At 49.7% G+C, this 21,503-nt stretch carries 14 protein-coding genes, 4 tRNA genes and 1 riboswitch; of the genes, 11 read left to right on the top strand and 7 right to left on the bottom strand.

The genetic code is table 11. From position 1 onward, the window contains the following. Positions 1 to 23: 23 nt before the first annotated feature. The 4 genes from TOLA_RS05725 to TOLA_RS05710 all read left to right on the top strand — a co-directional run bounded on the left by TOLA_RS05725 (position 24) and on the right by TOLA_RS05710 (position 793). Positions 24 to 99, top strand: a tRNA-Asn gene (locus tag TOLA_RS05725). A gap of 447 nt (positions 100 to 546) precedes the next feature. Then, positions 547 to 622: transfer RNA gene (locus TOLA_RS05720), tRNA-Asn, on the top strand. A 15-nt stretch (positions 623 to 637) separates the two neighbouring features. After that, a tRNA-Asn gene (locus TOLA_RS05715) sits at positions 638 to 713 on the top strand. Positions 714 to 717: 4 nt separating this feature from the next. Then, positions 718 to 793, top strand: a tRNA-Asn gene (locus tag TOLA_RS05710). A 127-nt stretch (positions 794 to 920) separates the two neighbouring features. Here the strand turns inward: TOLA_RS05710 and phrB are convergent. Both phrB and TOLA_RS05700 read right to left on the bottom strand, forming a co-directional pair. Then, positions 921 to 2,318, bottom strand: coding sequence for a deoxyribodipyrimidine photo-lyase (gene phrB / locus TOLA_RS05705; RefSeq protein ID WP_012729339.1), 1,398 nt, complete (start codon positions 2,316 to 2,318; stop codon positions 921 to 923). A gap of 10 nt (positions 2,319 to 2,328) precedes the next feature. Then, positions 2,329 to 3,282, bottom strand: coding sequence for a YbgA family protein (locus TOLA_RS05700; protein ID WP_012729338.1), 954 nt, complete (start codon positions 3,280 to 3,282; stop codon positions 2,329 to 2,331). Positions 3,283 to 3,826: 544 nt separating this feature from the next. On the opposite strand from TOLA_RS05700, the gene TOLA_RS05690 reads away from it, so the two are divergent. The 4 genes from TOLA_RS05690 (at position 3,827) to TOLA_RS05675 (ending at position 8,195) form a co-directional block, all read left to right on the top strand. Continuing rightward, positions 3,827 to 4,921 carry an ABC transporter ATP-binding protein gene (locus TOLA_RS05690; protein WP_012729337.1) on the top strand — a complete coding sequence of 365 codons (1,095 nt, stop codon included), beginning with the start codon at positions 3,827 to 3,829 and terminating at the stop codon, positions 4,919 to 4,921. Between the two features lie 33 nt (positions 4,922 to 4,954). After that, positions 4,955 to 5,989 (top strand): ABC transporter substrate-binding protein, encoded by a 1,035-nt coding sequence (locus TOLA_RS05685; RefSeq protein WP_012729336.1) that lies wholly within the window; start codon positions 4,955 to 4,957, stop codon positions 5,987 to 5,989. A 103-nt stretch (positions 5,990 to 6,092) separates the two neighbouring features. Further along, positions 6,093 to 7,352 (top strand): ABC transporter permease, encoded by a 1,260-nt coding sequence (locus TOLA_RS05680; RefSeq protein WP_012729335.1) that lies wholly within the window; start codon positions 6,093 to 6,095, stop codon positions 7,350 to 7,352. Positions 7,353 to 7,370: 18 nt separating this feature from the next. Further along, positions 7,371 to 8,195, top strand: a complete 825-nt coding sequence (locus tag TOLA_RS05675; RefSeq protein ID WP_012729334.1) for an ABC transporter permease — start codon at positions 7,371 to 7,373, stop codon at positions 8,193 to 8,195. 72 nt (positions 8,196 to 8,267) lie between these two features. On the opposite strand, the gene TOLA_RS05670 is transcribed toward TOLA_RS05675, so the two are convergent. After that, positions 8,268 to 9,194, bottom strand: a complete 927-nt coding sequence (locus tag TOLA_RS05670) for a LysR family transcriptional regulator (RefSeq protein WP_012729333.1) — start codon at positions 9,192 to 9,194, stop codon at positions 8,268 to 8,270. A 118-nt stretch (positions 9,195 to 9,312) separates the two neighbouring features. On the opposite strand from TOLA_RS05670, the gene TOLA_RS05665 reads away from it, so the two are divergent. Together TOLA_RS05665 and gabT are read left to right on the top strand one after the other, a co-directional pair. After that, on the top strand, positions 9,313 to 10,776 hold the full coding sequence (locus tag TOLA_RS05665) for an NAD-dependent succinate-semialdehyde dehydrogenase (RefSeq protein ID WP_012729332.1): 1,464 nt from the start codon (positions 9,313 to 9,315) through the stop codon (positions 10,774 to 10,776). Positions 10,777 to 10,816: 40 nt separating this feature from the next. Further along, on the top strand, positions 10,817 to 12,094 hold the full coding sequence (gene gabT, locus TOLA_RS05660) for a 4-aminobutyrate--2-oxoglutarate transaminase (protein WP_012729331.1): 1,278 nt from the start codon (positions 10,817 to 10,819) through the stop codon (positions 12,092 to 12,094). 67 nt (positions 12,095 to 12,161) lie between these two features. Here gabT and TOLA_RS05655 read toward each other — a convergent pair whose 3' ends face one another. The 3 genes from TOLA_RS05655 to tamA form a co-directional block, all read right to left on the bottom strand. Continuing rightward, positions 12,162 to 13,871, bottom strand: a complete 1,710-nt coding sequence (locus TOLA_RS05655; protein WP_012729330.1) for an FAD-dependent oxidoreductase — start codon at positions 13,869 to 13,871, stop codon at positions 12,162 to 12,164. Between the two features lie 102 nt (positions 13,872 to 13,973). Continuing rightward, positions 13,974 to 17,696, bottom strand: a complete 3,723-nt coding sequence (tamB, locus tag TOLA_RS05650; RefSeq protein ID WP_012729329.1) for an autotransporter assembly complex protein TamB — start codon at positions 17,694 to 17,696, stop codon at positions 13,974 to 13,976. Next, entirely contained in the window at positions 17,693 to 19,417 is a 1,725-nt protein-coding gene (tamA, locus tag TOLA_RS05645) for an autotransporter assembly complex protein TamA (RefSeq protein WP_171804902.1), read from the bottom strand. The genes tamB and tamA overlap by 4 nt, the downstream gene beginning before the upstream one ends. A 158-nt stretch (positions 19,418 to 19,575) precedes the next feature. Then, positions 19,576 to 19,741, top strand: a riboswitch (FMN riboswitch). Between the two features lie 75 nt (positions 19,742 to 19,816). On the opposite strand from tamA, the gene ribB reads away from it, so the two are divergent. Continuing rightward, positions 19,817 to 20,470 (top strand): 3,4-dihydroxy-2-butanone-4-phosphate synthase, encoded by a 654-nt coding sequence (gene ribB / locus TOLA_RS05640; RefSeq protein ID WP_012729327.1) that lies wholly within the window; start codon positions 19,817 to 19,819, stop codon positions 20,468 to 20,470. 69 nt (positions 20,471 to 20,539) lie between these two features. Here the strand turns inward: ribB and htpX are convergent, their stop codons facing one another. Further along, complete coding sequence (gene htpX, locus TOLA_RS05635; RefSeq protein WP_012729326.1) at positions 20,540 to 21,415, bottom strand: protease HtpX; 876 nt, start codon at positions 21,413 to 21,415, stop codon at positions 20,540 to 20,542. Positions 21,416 to 21,503: the final 88 nt, after the last annotated feature.

Below are 21,503 nucleotides of genomic sequence, written 5' to 3'. Positions count from 1 at the left end.
TCTGAGTAGTATCGCTCGCCCATTCCCTCGTAGTTCAGTCGGTAGAACGGCGGACTGTTAATCCGTATGTCACTGGTTCGAGTCCAGTCGAGGGAGCCAGATTTCTTAGTACATCCTTTCGCAAACTTCCACTTATCCACGGTTTTTTCCTACTGTGCGCCAAAATAATGCACATTTTTTAATGCTGTATTTTTGTTCAGACTTTATTTATAGCCCCTTATCTCTCCCCTTCCCCTTAAAAACTAATGCATTGATTTAATTACATTTTAATTTTGCAATAAATTTACGCTTGTTTTTTGTACGCCTTGAGCCACGCGGCTTAGCACAGGATATAAGAAAACAACTCACAGGGTTATCCACAGATTCTGTGGGTAAACGACGCGAGCCCTTGCCACTACTGGTGTTGGCTTGCTGTTGATAAAAATACACCTGTTTGAAACTGTTCATCAATTCAGCAATCGAACCAGAACTGCCGTTTTTTCCTGTTTCCTTGGTTGACAGTGACCATACCAATCAGTAACATGCGCCCCGTCCTGATGTGACGATTCCCTCGTAGTTCAGTCGGTAGAACGGCGGACTGTTAATCCGTATGTCACTGGTTCGAGTCCAGTCGAGGGAGCCAACATCAGACAGTAATTCCTCCTTAGTTCAGTCGGTAGAACGGCGGACTGTTAATCCGTATGTCGCTGGTTCAAGTCCAGCAGGAGGAGCCACGATTCCCTCGTAGTTCAGTCGGTAGAACGGCGGACTGTTAATCCGTATGTCACTGGTTCAAGTCCAGTCGAGGGAGCCATCTTCTTTACCTGTTCGGGTAAAGTTCATAGCAAAGAAATCCTTAGAAAATCATTTTCAGCCTGATTAATTTCCTTATTTATAAAAACGCCTGCACATCTGTGCTGTACAAGCGTCTGTTCTGTTCCTTATCGCTGAAACAGTGCCAAAGCAATAGTTCGTGATTCGCTGTGATCGACTATCGGTGCCGGATATGAATCCTGCGGATCAAAAACTTTCAGCCAGTCATGTGGTGTGTGAATATATTTCGCCGGCACCAGTTCAAGTTCAGGTAACCACTGTTTAATAAACTGGCCCTGTTCGTCAAACCGTTGCCCCTGTGTCGTAGGATTAAATATCCGGAAATAAGGTGCCGCATCAGCGCCGGTACTCGCCGCCCATTGCCAGCCACCGTTATTTGCTGCCAGTTCACCATCAATCAGGTGCTGCATGAAATAACGCTCACCGAGCCGCCAGTCAATATGCAGATCTTTGGTCAGGAATGATGCAACTATCATTCTCAGGCGGTTATGCATCCATCCTGTCTGATTCAGGCACCGCATGGCTGCATCAACAATAGGATATCCGGTTTTACCTTCACACCAGGCAGTGAAACGGGCGTCATCCCACAACCAGCGAATGTGGTCCGTTTCTGGTTTAAACGCCTTATGTTTCGAGACATGAGGAAACGCCACCAACAGATGTTGATAAAATTCGCGCCAAATCAGTTCATTTAACCAGACAAACCCGGGAGCTCCCCGCTCAAAAGGCAGTTGCCCTAATGCTGCTTCGATTGCCGCCAGACATTGACGCACCGAAATGATGCCCAGTGTCAGATAAGGTGATATCCGGCTGGTGCCGGGACAGGCAGGAAAATCTCGTTGTTCATCATATTGGCGCAATTTCTCTGCACAAAAATCCTGCAACTGTTGTAAAACAGCTGCTTCGCCGACCGGCCAGTCGGAGCTGTCTACACGGGGATAATCGATACTGACTGATGACCAGCTTAAGATCCCACCCCTTGCCGAGGGTTTTGGCCAGACCTGATAACCTTCCGCCGCCAGTTTTTTCAGCCAGGCTTTACTGAAAGGTGTGAAGACTTTGAACATCTCTTTGCTGCCGGTCAGTACTGAGCCCGGCGCAAACACACAGCGGGCATCGAACCACTGCACACGGATCCCGGTAGCATCACACTGCTGCTGCACCGAAAGATCCCGGGCCAGCTCATAAATACCAATATCACGATTGACGAATAACTGTGAAACTTCATGCTGCTGGCAGTAGCTGGCTAATCGCGCCGGAATTTGCTGATAATCAGCTACTGTGAGCACGCTGAACGGGATCCCCAAGGCTGCGAGAGCTTCACCTAGCTGGTTGAGCTGGCGGGCAATCAAATCAGCTCTGACGGGCGCCAGATCCTGTTTTTTCCATTGTTCCGGTGTTACAAAATAAATGGCCTGTAACGGCTCCGGATGCAAACTGGCCGCATATAATGCCGGATGGTCATGCACGCGCAGATCGTCCCGGAACCAGACTAATGATGTCATGCTTCTCTCCTTATAAGCTGTAACGCAGCGCCAGATCCTCCGGATGAGGATTGAGATAAACCTGCGATGCTAAATAAGGATTCGGATATTCCCGTAAATAGTGCTGAAGCAGCGTCATCGGTGACATCAGCGGCACTACGCCGCGCCGGTATTTATCAATCGTATTCTGTAATTCCGCTTTTTGAGACGGCGTCAGCTGTTTCTTGAAATACCCCTGCAAATGCTGCAGTACGTTCGTGTGATTTTTACGGCTGACGCGCTGCTGTAATCCCTGCATCAGACCGGAAATATAACGTGAAGAGAGTTGTTCCAGTGGCACCTCAACCGCATCGCCCAGCAGTTTACCCAGTGCTTTATAAGCGGATGGCTGATGAGCAAACAGCAGATATTTATAGCGGGAATGAAAGGCGATTAATTTGCCCCGGGTGATACCACTGGCTTTTAAGCTCAGCCAGTCATGATAAGCAAATACGCGGGTGACAAAATTTTCCCGCAGAACCGGATCACACAGACGACCATCTTCTTCTACCGGTAACAGCGGATTTTGCGCCATCAGTATCCGGGTATAGACACCGATCCCCTCTTTCACCGCACCTTGTGGCGAATAAACCTTGACCCGTTCCATGCCGCAACTGGGTGATTTGGCACAAACGATATAGCCAGCCAGATAGTCAAATTCTGCCGTTTTTTTATGGGAATATTCCATTAACTTTTCAGTGACATCAAAACTGCCATCGGAGGCTTCAACATGGATAGCATCATCCCGTTTTACCAGCCGGATCGCCTTGCGCGGAACGCCAAGCCCAATCGCTAGTTCAGGGCATACTGATATAAAGGAAAAATAACGGGATAACTCTTTTTCGACGAACTCTGAACGTTTATGGCCGCCATCAAAACGGACCTGCTGTCCCAGCAAACAGGCACTGATGCCAACCTGGATCTGCTGTGTATTAAATTGTGTCATCTCTCATCCCCGCTTTAAGCCAGCAAAATATGGCGCTGACATTGATTAACACACTGATCGAGCAAGATTTTTACATATACGCTTTTAAGCATAGAGCAGATCAGTGAAGACTGACGCGCAATTGCCATTGCACCAACTTAAACAGAAAAACCTGCCCTGAATACCTGCAGCACCAAATTGCCACACAGATCCCATTGTGGGGCTACCTTTCGGGGCGAAAAAAGTATAATGACCCGTAATGGCATAAAACAGCACCAAACAAGCCTCAGAATCCCTACTGAAAAATCCTCCTTTTTCCCATATTTCCCTGCATCTGACAAGCATCATACAACTCCCGTTTTGTTCTATTTTTCTCAATGTAAACATTTACAGATTACGGTTTTTACACCTAAATCCCGCCCCTATAGTGGTTTCCAGACTGCTGGCTACATCAACGGAACTGATAGGCACTTAGTGTCTCGGCCGAAAAGTTAGCGTTCTTTTAAATATTCAGCACGCATCTTGCTGAAGCATCGTTAACCTGACGACGTGAGAAGAGAACCTTATGAAACAACAAACGCCATTTGTTCAGTTTCGCAACGTACAAAAAAGCTATGACGGCGAAACACTCATAGTCAAAGACCTCAATCTGAATATCCGTCGGGGTGAATTTCTGACCTTATTAGGGCCAAGTGGTTCAGGAAAAACCACCAGCCTGATGATGCTGGCAGGCTTTGAAACAGCCACCAGCGGTGAAATTACACTGGGCGGGAAATTACTGAACAACCAGCCGCCGCATAAGCGCGATATTGGCATGGTGTTTCAGAACTACGCGTTATTTCCGCACATGACAGTGGCAGAGAACGTCGCGTTCCCACTGTTTGTCCGTCGCCTGGCGAAAGCCGATATTCAGGAAAAAGTGCAGGAAGCACTGGCCATGATCAAGATGGACAGTTTTGGCCATCGTTATCCGGCACAGCTTTCCGGTGGTCAGCAACAGCGTGTTGCCCTCGCCCGCGCACTGGTCTTTGAACCGAAACTGGTATTGATGGACGAACCGCTGGGCGCACTGGATAAACAGTTGCGTGAGCATATGCAGATGGAAATCAAACATCTGCATGAGAAGTTCGGCCTGACCATCGTTTATGTAACCCATGACCAGTCTGAAGCGCTGACCATGTCAGATCGCGTTGCTGTATTCCACAAAGGCGAAATTCAGCAGATTGACAGCCCGAAAGCCTTGTACGAAGAGCCGAAAAACGCCTTTGTGGCGCAATTTATCGGTGAAAACAACCGCCTGCAGGGTGTCGTTGAAAGCATTGATAACGCTCACTGTCTGGTACGGATGCCTGACGGCTCACAAATCAAAGCACTGAGTGTCAATGTCGCCGGACGCGGAGAACAGACCACGCTGTCAATTCGTCCTGAACGGATCCTGCTGGGGGCTGCTAGTCAGAACTGCGACAACATCGTTCAGGGACAGGTAAAAGAATTTATCTACTTAGGCGATCACATCCGCCTCTGTATTCATACCTGCGGCAGTTCTGACTTTATCGTGAAAATGCCGGTCAGCCAGTTCGATCCTTCCATCAAAATTGGCGACAAGCTTTCTATCGGGTGGCAGAAGGATCATGTCCGCGCCCTCGATATGCTGGATTAATGCTCCACCTATAACTAAACAAGGATGATATCGATGAAAGCAACTCGTACTTTATTAGCGCTGTTGACTGCCGGCTCCTGTTTTGCGGCACAAGCGGATGAATTATCTGTAATTTCTTTTGGTGGTGCGAACAAGGAAGCACAGGTTAAAGCCTATTATGAACCGTTTACCAAAGCGACCGGTACCAAGATCGTCGCCGGTGAATACAACGGCGAAATGGCCAAACTGAAAGCGATGGTGGAAACCAAAAGCGTCTCCTGGGATGTGGTGGAAGTAGAATCCTCTGAAGTAGCCCGTGGTTGTGATGAAGGTTTCTTCGAGAAACTGGATTACAAAGTGATTGGTGCCAAAAAAGACTTCATTCCGGGTGCAGCCACCAAATGTGGTGTTGGTATGTTTGTCTATTCCACCGTGATCGCTTATGACGCCGGTAAATTGAAAACCGCACCAACCTCCTGGGCTGACTTCTGGGATGTTAAAAAAATCCCGGGTAAACGTGGCCTGCGTAAAACCGCGAAATATGCACTGGAAGCGGCACTGCTGGCTGACGGCGTAGCGCAGAAAGATGTCTATACCGTACTGGCCACCCCTGCCGGTGTTGATCGTGCGTTTAAAAAGCTGGATGAGCTGAAGCCGAATATCCAGTGGTGGGAAGCCGGTGCACAGGCACCGCAATATCTGATTTCCGGTGATGTGGTAATGACCTCTGCCTTTAACGGCCGTATTTCCAATGCCCAGAAAGAAGGTAATAAAGATCTGAGCATCGCCTGGAATGGTGGTCTGTATGAGCTGGAATACTGGGTCGTTCCGAAAGGCACACCGAAAAAAGATCTGGCCATGCAGTTTATTGCTGCAACCGTGAAAGCGGACAGTCAGATCGAATATTCAAAACAAATCCCTTATGGCCCGACCAATAAAGGTGCTGCAGGCAAAATCGAGCCGGCTTTAGCCTCTACTCTGCCATCCTCACCGGAAAACCTGAGCGTGGCCGTCGCGGTTGATCCAACCTTCTGGCTGGATCACGGTGAAGAGCTGGAGCGTCGCTTCAACGCCTGGGCCGCGAAGTAATGCTCTTCTGCTTCGGGCATGACTGCTGTGCCCGAAGCAGATGCATACACTGAATTTCAACGGAATGATCCAGGCCTGAGAGCCGTCTGTCAGGAATATAATTATGCTGTCAACTACCATTACGGACACCATCCCCCAGCCAGTGGATACCGAATCACTGAAGGCGAAATTACATCGGGCTGAACGTATTAACCGTTTGAAATCATTCGGACTAATCCTGCCATTAATCATTTTTCTGATTGTCGTATTTTTAGTGCCACTGGTGGTGATGCTGAAAAAAAGTGTCGATAACCCGGAAGTAGCCGCGTACTTACCGGCAACAGTAACTGCAATGGCTGACTGGGATGGCAAAGATCTGCCGCCGGAAAACGTCTATCAGGCATTAGCTGCAGATATCGAAACTGCGAATAACAACGATGAGCTGGGTAATCTGGGTAAGCGCCTGAACAGCGAGATTTCCGGCTACCGCAGCTTACTGAATAATACTGCGGATAGTTTGCCGCTTGATCCGGCGCCTGAATCCTATAAACAAGCCTTTATCGATCTGGATGAACGTTGGGGTGACGCCACTTACTGGCAGGCGATGTATCGCAACAGCTCCCCCTATACCCCTAACTATCTGCTGTCTTCGCTGGATTTGAAAAAAGATCAGGCCGGAGCCATTGTTAAGGTATCGGAAGATCAGGCGATTTATCAGAGTGTATTTGTCCGGACTTTCTGGATGAGTCTGGTGATAACCGCAGTCTGTCTGGTACTGGCCTATCCGCTGGCCTATCTGCTGGCAACGTTACCCGCCCGTAGTGCGAATCTGCTGATGATTTGTGTGCTGTTGCCGTTCTGGACTTCGGTTCTGGTCCGGGTTGCTGCCTGGATCGTCTTGCTGCAGAACAACGGGCTGGTAAATACGTTTCTGGAACATCTCGGTCTGATTGATTCACCACTGCAACTGGTTTTCAACCGTTTCGGTGTCTATGTGGCCATGGTGCATATCATGCTGCCGTTTATGATCCTGCCGCTGTACAGCGTGATGAAAAACATTCCGCAGAGCTATCAGCGTGCTGCGATTTCTCTGGGCTGCCCGCCAATGATCAGCTTCTGGCTGGTTTATCTGCCGCAAACTTATGCCGGCATCGGTGCAGGCTGTCTGCTGGTCTTTATTCTGTCGATTGGTTACTACATCACCCCTGCACTGCTGGGTAGTCCGACCGATCAGATGGTCAGCTACTTTGTTGCCTTCTATACCAACACCACGATCAACTGGGGTATGGCAACCGCACTGGGTGGCCTGTTACTGCTGGCAACGCTGATCCTGTATGTAATTTATAGCTGGCTGGTTGGCGCTAACCGCTTACGTCTGGGCTAATGGACAAGGAATGACATTATGTTAAGACCCTATGCTTCTAATTTTGAACGGATCTGGTACTGGTCACATCGCAGTCTCTGCGGGCTGGTATTGTTGTTCCTGATGTTACCGGTGCTGGTGATGATCCCGCTGTCATTCAATGGCGGGGCGTTTCTGGTGTATCCACTGCAGGGCTGGTCGCTGCGCTGGTACGAAACCTTTTTCACCTCACCGGAATGGATGCGTTCACTGGCTAACAGCATGATCGTATCACCGGCGGCCACACTGGTGGCGATGATTTTCGGTACACTGGCGTCCATCGGTCTGACACGGGCGGAGTTTAAAGGCAAAGCGTTGCTGACCAGCCTTCTGATTTCACCAATGGTCGTACCCGTGGTGATCGTAGGTGTCTCGTCTTACCTGTTCTTTGCACCGCTGGGTCTGTCTAACAGCTATTTTTCACTGATTATGGTGCATGCGGTGTTAGGTATTCCGTTCGTGATCATTACGGTGACCGCAACATTGCAGGGCTATAACAAGAATCTGAGTCGCGCAGCTGCCAGTTTGGGTGCGGATCCGATGCTGACGTTCTTCAAGGTGACATTACCGCTCATCGGACCGGGCATGATTTCCGGTGCCCTGTTCGCTTTTGCCACCAGCTTTGATGAAGTGGTAGTAACGCTGTATCTGGCCGGACCGGATCAGGCGACGCTGCCACGCGTGATGTTCAGCGGTATCCGCGAAAACATCAGCCCGGCAATTGCCGCTGCTGCGACCATCCTGATCCTGATTTCAGTAGCTATGTTGCTGACGCTGGAATGGTTACGTGGCCGCGCAGAAAAAATGCGCACCACGGCGCATTGATTCTGATCCTGTTAAACAAGTTCTTTCTGCAAGTTCCACCTGTTGCGCCGCTTCGCGGCGCTTTTTTTATCCTCAGCGCGTGACCTTGCTCTGCAGCAGGCGCATGAAGAAATCCCGCGGTTTATTCAGTCGGCCAAATTGATGAGTTATGGCTGCAATACCTAATTTGTAGCAGCGCTCATGCGGTAACAGCTTACGCAATTTCCCCTCGTCCACGCCTCTGGCAGCATAATGTTCCGGCAGGAAGCCGACATACGCACCGGAGAGGATCATGGTAGCCCGGGTCTCATAGTAATAGGCGGTTGCCGCCTTCTGCAGCCCCACCATCTGTATTGCCACTTCAGGGTTACTCTGAATACCGGCCTGAACAGAACGCGCATTCACTAATCCCTGACGAATTATCTCATCCTCTGTTTCGGCAAATAACGGATGCCTGTCGCTGCAATAGAGATAACAGGTTTCCTCATACAAAGAATGGTAGATCAGTCCGTCAAGTTGGCGGTGATACGGGATAAAGCCCACATCCGCCTCCCCGTTAAGGATCATGCGTTCAATATCACTCATCGGCGCGGTTTCAAATTGCAGAAAAACATCCGGTGCCTGCCGGCAAAACTCGCTTAACACCAGCGGAAACTGACAACGTTCATCCAGACTGATGGTATCGCTGGCTACCAGCTTAAGCTCTCCGGAAAGCTGTACATGCAAGGCATTAACGGTGGAGCGGAAATCTTCCAGCTGAGAAAACAGACGGCGTACCGATTCATAGATAATGGCTCCTTCTTCTGTCAGAGCAAAACCTGAACGCCCGCGGCTGCACAACTTCAGTTTGAGCCGGTGCTCCAGATTCGCCATATGCACACTGATAGTAGAACGGCTGATATTCAACACTGTTTCGGCCGCAGAGAAGCCGCCACATTCCACAACCGTCTTGAATACTTTTAACAGACGAATTTCATAGTCGCCCACCTGCCCTAACTCAATCAGTGAAACCTGCACCATTGTTTTATTTTCCTCAATGTAAGAGTTGATTGTCAGTCATTTATGCAACGGTATAACGCGTTAGTATGAACACATCAGCCCGATATATCAGGGCATCCACTGTCACCGGAGATCCCGTATGAGCTATCCATCTATTGATCCGTTGCTGGCGCCGTTCTGCCAATGGCAAGCCTCGCAGTGGATGACGCCAAAAGTTGGCACTACTTTCTCCGTTACCAACCCGGCAACGGGCGCAGTGATAGCAACCCTGCAGAATCAGACCGCCGGTGATGCACTGACAGCCATTGATCGCGCCAGTGCCGCATTACCTGCATGGCAAGCGCTGCCAGCCAAACAACGCGCCTTACTGCTGCGCCGCTGGTTTGACCTTATTCTGAAAAACCAGGATGCATTGGCACTGCTGATGACCCTGGAACAAGGTAAACCACTGGCCGAAGCCAAGGGCGAAGTTGCTTACGGAGCCTCTTATATCGAATGGTTTGCCGAAGAAACCAAACGTGTCTATGGCGACATCATTCCGGCCGCCAGCGGTGATCGCCGTATCCTGACCATCAAACAAAGCATTGGTGTCGTTGCAGCAATCACACCATGGAACTTCCCTAACGCCATGATCACACGCAAAGTGGCGCCCGCTCTTGGTGCTGGCTGCACTATCGTGGTGAAGCCCTCTGATGAGACACCGCTCTCTGCACTGGCATTGGTCACACTGGCCCATCAGGCTGGTATTCCGGAAGATGTGTTCCAGGTTTTGATCAGCCGTAAAGCGGCCGAAATTGGTCAGGTTTTCTGCGGCGACAGCCGTGTCCGCAAGCTTACCTTTACCGGTTCAACACCTGTTGGTAAGCAATTGATGAGCCAATGCGCTGCAACGGTGAAAAAACTCGGTTTAGAACTGGGTGGCAATGCTCCTTTCATCGTGTTTGATGATGCGGATATTGATGCGGCTATCGCTGGTTTGATGGTGTCGAAATACCGCAACGCCGGACAAACCTGCATCTGTGCCAACCGGATTCTGGTGCAGGACAGCATTTATGATCGTTTCGCGGAAAAACTGGTTACCGAGGTGAAAAAACTCAAAGTCGGTTTGGGAACAGATGCTGGCACTACCATTGGCCCGCTGATCAACCAGGCGGCTATGCACAAAGTACAACACTTGGTTTCTGATGCTATTACGCGTGGCGCTAAATTATTAACAGGCGGTTCGGTTCATCCGGCCGGCGATAATTTCTATCAGCCAACCGTGCTGAAAGAAGTCACCAGTGACATGAAGATTTTCCATTCTGAAATTTTTGGCCCGGTCGCTCCGCTGTTCCGTTTTTCAACAGAAGCTGAAGCCGTTGCCATGGCAAACGATACCCCGTTCGGACTGGCAGCTTACTTCTACAGCCGTGATATCAGCCGCATCTGGCGCGTCGCCGAGGCACTGGAATATGGCATGGTCGGAATCAACGAAGGTGGGATCTCCAGCGAAGTCGCACCGTTTGGTGGCGTTAAAGAATCGGGGCTGGGCCGCGAAGGTTCCAAATATGGTCTGGAAGAATTTACTGAAATTAAATACCTCTGTATGGGCGGCTTGAAATAGTTCCAAAAGGAATTGGGCTGCATATTTTAAGGAGTCACAAATGAATAATTCTGAACTGCAACAACGTAAACAAGCTGTGTTTGCCCGTGGTGAAGGTAATGCCTACGGTATCTATGTCGCAAAAGCAAAAAATGCTGAATTGTGGGATGTGGAAGGTAACCGCTACATCGATTTTGGCAGCGGTATCGCTGTGGTTAACACAGGGCACAGTCACCCGAAAGTCGTTGCTGCAGTGAAAGCCCAGCTGGATAACTTCAGCCATACCTGCATGACAGTAACGCCTTATGAATCTGCTGTTAAGCTGGCGGAAAAACTGGTGAAAGCCGTTCCGGGTAACACACCGAAAAAAGCCATGTTTGTCACTACCGGTGCCGAAGCTGTAGAAAATGCCGTCAAAATTGCCCGTTCTTATACCGGTCGTTCAGGTGTTATCGCCTTCAACGGTGGTTTTCATGGCCGTACCCTGCTGACCGTTGGCCTGACCGGTAAAGTGCAGCCATACAAAGCCGGATTTGGCCCGTTCCCTGCTGAAATTTATCATGTGGCTTATCCGAATGAACTACTGGGTGTTTCTGAAGATGACAGCTTTGAAGCGCTGAACCAGCTGTTCAAATGCGATATCGATCCGAACCGTGTTGCTGCCATCATCATTGAATGCGTACAGGGCGAAGGCGGATTTTATCAAGCCCCCGCCTCTTTCCTGCAAAAACTGCGTGCACTGTGTGATCAGAAAGGCATCATGCTGATCTGTGATGAAATTCAGACCGGTTTTGCCCGTACCGGCCGTATGTTTGCGCATGACTATGCCGGTATCGAAGCGGATCTGGTGACCATGGCAAAAGGCTTGGGTGGCGGTTATCCGATTTCTGCTGTCGTAGGTAAAGCTGAGATCATGGATGCACCACAACCAGGCGGTCTGGGCGGTACTTACGCTGGTTCGCCACTGGGTTGCGCGGCAGGTCTGGCGGTATTTGATGCCATCGAAGAAGAAAAACTGTGTGATCGTGCGTTAGCCATCGGTGAACGTATGGTCAATCATCTGAAAGATATTCAGGATGAATTCCCGGCCATCGTTGGTGATATCCGTAATCTGGGCGCGATGATCGCACTGGAACTGGTCAAAGACGGCGATATGAAAAAGCCGGATGCCGATCTGACCAAGACAATCTGCGCCAAAGCCGCCGAGAAAGGCCTGATCCTGCTCTCCTGCGGCACCCGCGCTAACGTTATCCGTTTCCTGCCACCATTGACGACCGAAATGGAAATCATTGATGAAGGTATGGCATTACTGAAAAGTGTGATTAAAGAACTGGTTTAAGCTCTCTCACCCAGTGCCAAGAAAGGCGACCAATTGGTCGCCCTTCTTTCATTCTGAAGAACAAAATTTAAAATTTCTTCGTTGCCATCTGAAAGGTCTTGAAGCCACCGGACAGATTGCGTGCCTTGAAGCCGTTGTTAGCCAATAAACAGTAGGCAACATGACCGCGTAAGCCGACCTGACAGGTGATCAGGATTTCTTTGTCTTTCGGTAATTCCGCCAGACGATTACGTAACTGATCGACCGGAATATTCACCGCGCCCGGAATAGCACCGATATTGGTCAGCTCAGGAGGATTACGCACATCCAGCAGGAACTGATCCGCTGAAATATTCAATACATCGGCAGTATGGCAAATACGCTCATCACCTTTGATCACGTTAGTTGCAACCATCCCGGCCTGATTAATCACATCACGGGCGGAACCGAAAGGTGGTGCATAGGTCAGTTCCAGATGTTCCAGATCCTGTACTTTCAGACCGGCACGCATTGCCACGGCCAGCACATCGATACGCTTGTCCACACCTTCTTTGCCAAACGCCTGACCACCCAGGATCTGGCCGGTAGCCGGATCAAAGATCAGCTTAAAGCTGACCGGAAAGGCACCCGGATAGTAACCGGCGTGATTGCCCGGATGGACATAAACCTTCTCATAAGCGCGACCCAGACGTTTCAGGCTCTTCTCGCTATGTCCGGTACTGGCAATCGCAAAATCAAACACCTTGCAGATCGCAGTTCCCTGCGTACGCTGATATTTTTCATCACGTCCCAGCATATTATCAGCCGCAATACGCCCCTGGCGGTTAGCCGGGCCGGCCAGCGGGATCAATGTCGGCTGCTCAGTCACAAAATCCAGCGTTTCCACCGCATCACCGACCGCATAGATATCCGGATCGCTGGTACGCATGCCTTCATCCACTTTGATGCCACCACGCGCACCTAATTCCAGACCGGCAGCAGAAGCCAGCATGGTTTCCGGTTTAACGCCGATGGCTAACACAACCAGTCCGGTGACCAGTTTTTCACCATTGTTCAGCGTTAACTCCAGATGATTAGGCAGATCAGGATGAATAGCAAAATCACCGGTCGCATCAGGCTCAGCCGGCGTTACCGGAATTTCGGTGATCGCAGTTAATCCCGTATTCAGGCGTAAATCGGTTTTATTCTGCACCAGTACCTGATGAACAAAATTGGCCATTTCAGGATCCACTGGTGCCATTACCTGCCCGGAAAGCTCCAGCAAAGTCACTTCAATGCCTTGCTGATGTAATGCTTCTACCATTTCCAGACCAATAAACCCGCCACCAACTACGGTGGCATGCTTAGGTTTGTTAAGCATAATGGCCGCCAGAATACGATCCATGTCCGGAATATTACGCAGACTAAATACGTTCTCGCAGTTGATACCCGGAAGAGGAGGACGAACCGGAGCAGCGCCCGGACTCAGCAATAATTTGTCGTAAGATTCCTGATACTCTTCACCTGACAGCAGATTCTTGACGGTGATGACTTTCTTCTGACGATCAATGGCAACCACTTCAGAAAAAACGCGGACTTCTACATTAAAACGGGATTTAAAACTTTGCGGTGTCTGCAGCAACAAGGCTTCACGCTGGGTGATATCGCCGCTGATATGATAAGGCAAACCACAGTTAGCAAAAGAGATAAACTCACCACGCTCCAGCATCAGAATTTCGGCATCTTCTGACAAACGGCGTGCCCGTGCAGCAGCAGATGCGCCACCGGCTACACCACCAATAATTATAATTTTCGTCATTTCGCTTCCCCTGATCATTAATTGCTTTAATTTAGGTTCATCTAATTTAGATGGCAAGTATATTTCATTTCAGTCAGAAGACTCAAATCCTGCTCCTGCAGCTCAAAATTCAAACTTATAAAAGATATCGACGGCCTGAGAGAGACCGCTTACCGCCTGCAAATACAGTTGGGGTAACAGAAAATAGCGCAACTTCACTTCGCTGACGGCACTATAAACACCCACGCCATACTGCAGTTGCAGATCTTTAAGCAGATAAGCCGATAAATTCACCTGGGTATCGGTTCCACTGCCGCTGGTATCAAATGCCACATCTTTCAGGCCAAATGTTGAAGCGACATCTGAAACAATGCCATTCGTCTGTCCCAACCCGACACCGATCATCATCGCCGCCATGGCTTCTTCGGTAGAGCCGTTCGTCGTGGCCGTCGAACTGCGTCCACGTAACAAATAGGAAAGCTTATCGGTATCCGGCAGTTCAGGTTCGGAGAACACCTGTGCACTGATTGCGGTGATCGGCGCATTAATTTTTACCCCGACTGTCACACTGCTGTCTTCCATCGTGGCCGGATCCCGGATAGCCTCAGCCATGACATAAGGTTCGGCAATATCGCCACTGAACATCAGCTTGCCACTACGGACTACCAGATTCTGGCCATAAGCTTTAAAGCGGCCATCCACCAGTCTGATTTCCCCTTGTGTCAGTAACGCTTGTCCCGGTTTCTGACGGAAACGAAGCCCACCAGCCAACGCGGTCTTCAACCCCATGGCGCTGAAACGAACATCTGTTCCCAGTTTTAATCTCAGATCCATAAAGAACGGGAATGGCACAGTGGTTTGCTGTTGCTGTAATGGCCTCACTATGTGTACATCGTCTGATATTTCGACACCATTATCCGGCAGACTTTTAATATCTACCCGGGCCCATGGCACCAGAACATCACCTTCCAGCGAGACCTTTTCTGCATCAAACTGCAATTGCACATCTGAATCGACTTTGCCGTTGCCATAACCGGCAAATGCCAGCTCAACAGCCCGCCCCTGCAATGACAGTTCGCCGGAGAGATTACCGTCCGGCCAGCGGGAACGACCGGTGAGCGTTACCTTTCCTTTACCCGCCAGCATATCGGCGTTCAGGTCGGCCTTATCGCCCTCAATGATCAGTTTGCCGTTGATTTGCCGCAGGCTCACCATCTCTGTGGCTGTATCGACCTCACCGTCTTTCAGATTTACCTGACCATAAAATAAAGGCACATCCAGCGTTCCCGCCAGACGGCCATTTACATCAACCTGTCCTTTAGTGCTGTGCAGAACATCCACCAATGGCGCAATGCCATACAACTGCAGGTTAGTGACATTCACCGTTCCACTTAATACCCGTCGTTTGAGAGGATCCCGGACTTCTGCATCCACGTTGATATTACCCAGCATGGCTGAATCCAGCACAAACCGGCCTGTTGCCTTCACAGGTGTCACTTCCAGCTTTAACTGCATATCCCGGTAAGGCGTATGGATCTGTTCCGTGATCAGCTCACCATACTGACTGCGCACTGACACATGCAGATCAGGGCTGCCTTTCCGCCAGCCGATAACACCATTGGCCTGCAGTTGTGAGCTCCATTTCAGCGTATCGAGTAACCAGGGTTTGAGACGTTGCGTATCAAAATCAGCCACAGTGAACGGAATCGAGCCCTGCAACGCCGAGAGTGAAGAATTTTCAAAACAGAGCCGCGCCGGAGCAGAGCGCCAGCAATGCGACTTAAAGGTCAGCGTACTGGCTTTCCATTGCAACACGACAGGCGACTGCAATTGCCACTCTCCGGCCAGACCGCCAATCTGACTGTCCTGCAGGCGCCCTTGCCAGCTCCCGTTTTGCCAGCTGCCGCTCAGGTTCAGCTTACTGTTGAGCTGTTTCCCGTCATTTTTCAGCAGTAACTGATGTTGTTGTGCATTACCACGGAGTGAAAGCACCACATTCTGCATGCGGGTTCCATTGATATTCCAGCGTTCAGCATTTAACTGTAATTGGCCCGGCAGGGTTTTATTCAGTGTGGCATGTCCCGTCAGCTCAAGTTTACGCACCAGTTGCCCCGGCATAACAATACGGGGAGCTGCCAGCCGCAGCGCCAACACAGGCGCTTTCGCCGGGCCATTCAGACGGAAATCGCCATCGATACTGCCGTCCCACTTCGGATTAATCAGCGATAGTTTGGAAAGTCGTAATTTACCTGCCAGTGACCACTCTTTATCCAGATTACCGTTCACAGCCAGAGAGTTCGGACCGTTTTTGATCTCAAGTTGCTGGAAGTGCCAGTTCCCCTGCTCATCCCCCTGAATAGCCCCCTGTGTCGTTAACGGGAAACCATTCCAGTCGCCTTTCAGATCTATCGCCGATAAATCCCCTTGCCAGCGATCGTCCTGCCAATGGATCTCTTGTTTCAGACTGCCGGAAACTGCAGCCTTTGCGTCGGGCAGCCAGCGTTTAACCTCTGGTAATTCCAGATCGGTTTGTCCTTGCCAGTGGAGACCTTTTTGCCAGTTCAGCTGACCAGCAACAAGTAACTTGTTTACGCCATCACCCAGTTGTAATCGTTGCAGATCGAGCTTGTCTGATGTGCCATTTAAGGCCAACTGCAACCGGGTTGAAGGCAAATCGAGCCAGTTGCCTTCTGTCTCCAGTACCAGTTTATAGCTGCGCAGTGAGCCGCGGAGATCCAGCTTTCCTTTACCGACAGAAAGTCCTTCCAGCGCCGGAGGTAAAGGTAACTTCAGCCAGTCCCCCATCAGAACAAAGGGTAAACCACTGGTTAAAGGCTGCAGTTCTCCCTGCAGTTTCACTTTTTCTTTGCCTTCCAGCAGCGCCGTAAATGTTAATTTCTGCAGATCGCCCTTGGCTGAAAGGGTTGCTATTCTGGATACATCCGGGGACACAACCGGAAGCACAGATTGTGCATTGAGATCTGCATCTATCAGATAGTTATGAATAAATGTCATCTTTCCAGACAGCCCAGCACTGCGTTTCCCCTGCTGAACCTGCAGTTGCTGAACTGTCAGTTCCGTGCCATCAAAACTGGCCTGTAGCTTGATATCCATCAACCCGGTATCAAAAGCCTGCTGATGATAACGGCCTTGTTTCAGACTAAATTCAGAAAGACGAATATCAAACGGTACGAATACTTCCGGCAATTCCGCGTCCACCGGTTTTTCTTTAGGTGACGCAGCATTTTTTTTGTCAGAAATTACGTTTTTGCCTGCGGCAGCCGGTTTTAGCCAGACGTCTACAGATTCAGAATGAGACGGTTTAATATCAATCTGATGTTCCTGCCAGTCGGCGGCAGTTTCCAGATGCCCGACTTTTACCCGTACCACCGGATCATCATAAACAAAATCAGAGACTTTCAGCTGATGTAACGCAATGGGAACGGGGGTCGGAATATAGCGATCAGTTGTTGGCAGCGCTTCCGGAGCAACGTCCACCTCATCGGCAGAATCAGGCATATCCCGGCGACTCACGGTTAACCCATCCACTTCCAGCAAATCGATTTCAGCCTGACCAGACAACATAGAAGCAAGCTGCCATCTGGTTTGTACTCGCTTCAGCGAGACCGTGACATATTCGCTCTGCCACCGGGTATCACGTAACTGCCAGCCTTCAGCAAGAGAACCGGAAACCCATTCACCCTGTAATCCAGGCACCCAACGGGTTAGTTGATTCCAGACTAACTGACTGCCGGAGGCAGAAAACAACAGAAAAAAGAACATGGTAGCCAGGAAAGCCACCAGCAACATAGCAGATGCTACCCAGCGCCGGCTTCTGAGACTCATAGTTCTGGCCCTAACGCAAAATGTAACCGGAATGGCACCGATTCTTCGGATACGCCGAATGCCAGATCAAAGCGCAACTGTCCGACCGGCGTTAACCAGCGGCCACCGATCCCTGTACCAATTTTCCATGGTTCCTGATAATCATTCGTCGCTGTACCGGCATCGACAAACGTCGCGATACGCCATTTCGGTGCAATCTGATAATTATATTCCAGACTGCCCACGGTGGTATTCAGGGCACCGGAAAGCTGACCGGAAGAATCCAGTGGCGAAATGCTTTCATAAGCAAACCCTCTGACAGTCTGATCCCCCCCGGTGAAGAAACGTTGTGAGGCCGGTATTTCGCTCAGATTTCCCCAGAGTAATGCCCCCTGCTCCGCTCGGAAGATAAAACGATGGTTACTGGCATAAGTCCGCAGCCATTTGGTCCGGCCCCATACCTTTACAAATCGGGTATCAGAAGCCCAGACAGGATCGGAAAACATAACAGATAGGATTTGCTGATCCCCCCAGTAAGGATCGATGCCCCCTTTACTGCGTACGCGGGTAATAGATGCGCCAGGCATGAACAGCAGACTATTACCGCTGTCTTCACCCTGTTCATATTTTTCATAGGCAGTTTTAAAGAAATAATCGCGCTGCCATTGCCCCATCAGCGTCGTCCAGTAATGCAGACCAGCTTCAATTTTCTGTGAGCGGGTATCATCCTGTGCCACATTTTCATAGGTTGTCTGCAGCTGATAATAATCGTCGATCGGATTTTTATTCGGGATACGGTAACTGAAATCCACCGTCTGCGTGGTTTGCGCGACCTTTATCTGCGAAGAGAAACGATGTCCATAGTCATTGACCCATGGCCGCTCCCAGTTCCATTGCACCCGGGGGCCTTCATCGGTAGAAAATCCCAAACCCGTTTCCATCTGATTCGGCTTTTTCTTTTCCAGATGCACCATCACCGGGATCTGGTAATCCTCAGCCTGGCTGATCTGCGGATGAACATCCACCACCTGAAAATAGCGCGTCTGGGATAATGACTGACTCAGTTCTGCCAGCTTAAGCGTATCGAAAGCATCACCTTGTTTGAAGCGAAGCAGCGGCTGGATCAGTTTTGTTTGCGGAATACCATCAATGGTAATTGCGCCAAAACGGTAACGATGACCACTATTGAATACAATATTGATATCCGCAACTTCATCCCGCGGATAAACCTGAACATCTGAGCGAACAATTTTCGCGTCAAAATAGCCATGAGTCGCCGCCAGTGTTTTCAGCCGCCGTTTGATATTTTCATATTTGCCGTGATGTAAAACAGCGCCGGTTTCTAAATCCAGCGAAGAGAGAATTTTGAGGAAATCAGCATCCTTTTGCGCATCATCATAGAGCTCAATCTGGATCTGACGAACTTTTACCGGTTTACCGGGCTCGATTTGCACCTGAAGAGTGTGAGATTTTTCATCCGGATACTTAAAATCAATTGTCGGAGAGTAATACCCTACTGCCTGCAGGGATTTCCGGATTGCTTCGGTGATCTTCTTTTCTCGACCTTCAACCCGCTGACTATCGATTACCGGAAGCGCTGCCAGGTAATAGTTGACATTATCCAGTAATTCACCTTTTACACCGCGAACATCATAGGTCACAGGGGTGGCGAGAGCCGATGATATGCCCCCCAGAAACAGACAGACTGCGATCAGGTAATTTCGGTATTTTTTATACTTCAACGAATCCCCGCTCATTCTTTTATACCAGAATGCCAGATTTGTTAATGCGTTGTGACATTCTAAATCCTATCACAGCTATGCTTCAGCTGAGTCAGAAAAATGACTTTGTTTCTGTTCTATGACTTGGTTTTTTGAAAAATTGGGACTAACCTAGCAGAGCATATTCTCAGGGCGGGGTGAAAGTCCCCACCGGCGGTAAACAGTCTGAAGAGGTCTTCAACTGAAAGCCCGCGAGCGGTTGATGCGTTTTATGACGTATTGATGTCAGCAGATCCGGTGTAATTCCGGAGCCGACGGTTATAGTCCGGACGGAAGAGGATACAACAAGCCTCCGCGTATAGCGGAGGCTCTGTTATCCCATGCCCTGATTCTGGTAAATCAATACACAGGAGTATTACCATGAATCAGTCTTTACTGACCCCTTTTGGCAACCCTTTTCAGCGCGTAGAACAGGCATTATCTGCTTTGCAGCAAGGTAATGGCGTATTAGTCGTCGATGATGAAGATCGTGAAAATGAAGGCGACCTCATCTTTTCTGCTGAAAAAATGACACCGCAACAAATGGCACTGATGATCCGGGAATGTTCCGGTATTGTTTGCCTATGCCTGACTGAAGAACGTATCCGTCAATTAGCTCTGCCTATGATGGTGGAACATAATACCAGCGCAAATCAGACTGGATTTACCGTGACTATCGAGGCAGCCCGCGGTGTAACTACTGGGGTTTCAGCACAGGACCGTATCACTACCATTCGCACAGCGATTGCCGATGGTGCCGTAGCGTCTGATCTGAATCGTCCGGGGCATGTGTTCCCGCTGCGTGCCCGTGCAGGCGGCGTGTTAACCCGCCGGGGGCATACAGAAGCCACCATCGATCTGATGAAGCTGGCAGGTTTAAAACCTTATGGCGTGCTGTGTGAAGTGCAGAACGAAGACGGTTCGATGGCCCGTCTGCCTGGAATTGTTGAATTTGCCAACAAGCACAATATGCCAGTGCTGTGCATTGAAGATCTGGTTGCTTACCTGACCGAGAACGCCAAAGCAGCGGGTTGAGTTTGCAAGAGAGCAGAAACAGAAAGGCCACTGAAAAAATCAGTGGCCTTTTTATTATCCTGTTCAGGATTAACGCATTTCACGCAGCGCCTGAATACGTTTTTCCAATGGCGGATGGCTCATGAATAATTCAGTCATCGCAGTTTTACCATTGATACCGAATGCCATCATAGAACCGTCCAGTTGGGAATCATGACCACGCGCCAGACGCTCCAGTGCGGCAATCATTTTGTCTTTACCAACCAATTTTGCCGAACCCGCATCAGCACGGAATTCACGCTGACGCGAGAACCACATAACGATTGTCGATGCCAGAATGCCAAATATCAGTTCAAACACCATGGATATCGCAAAGTAAGCAATACCACCCGTCGCTGAACTTTCTTCGTCATCTGAACGCATAAAGTTAGAAACAATACCTGCCAGCACACGAGAGATGTAGATAACAAAGGTATTCACTACCCCCTGAATCAGGGTCAGTGTCACCATGTCACCATTCGCTACGTGGCTGATTTCATGAGCCAGTACCGCTTCAGCTTCATCACGGCTCATGTTGTAAAGCAGCCCAGAACTCACCGCAACCAGAGCCTTATTACGGTTAGCGCCGGTAGCGAAAGCGTTCATGTCCGGTGAATCATATATACCCACTTCAGGCATACCGATGCCTGTCTGCTGAGCTTGTCGCTGTACAGTGTTGAACAGCCAGTATTCTATTTCAGAGCGTGGTTGTTCAATAACCTGAACCCCATATGAACGTTTAGCCATCCATTTGGACATCAGCAGAGAAATTATAGAACCACCGAAACCAAACACTGCGGCCATCAGCAACAGACCGCCTGAACCCCGGGTACTGATTCCGAAGAAACTACTTAATACACTCAGTACAATCGACAGGACCAGCATGACTGCCAGGTTTGTCGCAAGAAACAGCAACACGCGTTTCATTTCAGCTCCTTTAAACGTGCTCTAAGTGTGCAAAGACACACATCCTGATCATAGGGGCGTAAGCAGGAATTTCAAGTAAATGAAATGT

It is taken from the genome of Tolumonas auensis DSM 9187, assembly GCF_000023065.1.
In the GTDB taxonomy this organism is placed as follows: Bacteria; Pseudomonadota; Gammaproteobacteria; order Enterobacterales; family Aeromonadaceae; genus Tolumonas; species Tolumonas auensis.
This window is presented reverse-complemented; position numbering and strand designations above follow the sequence as displayed.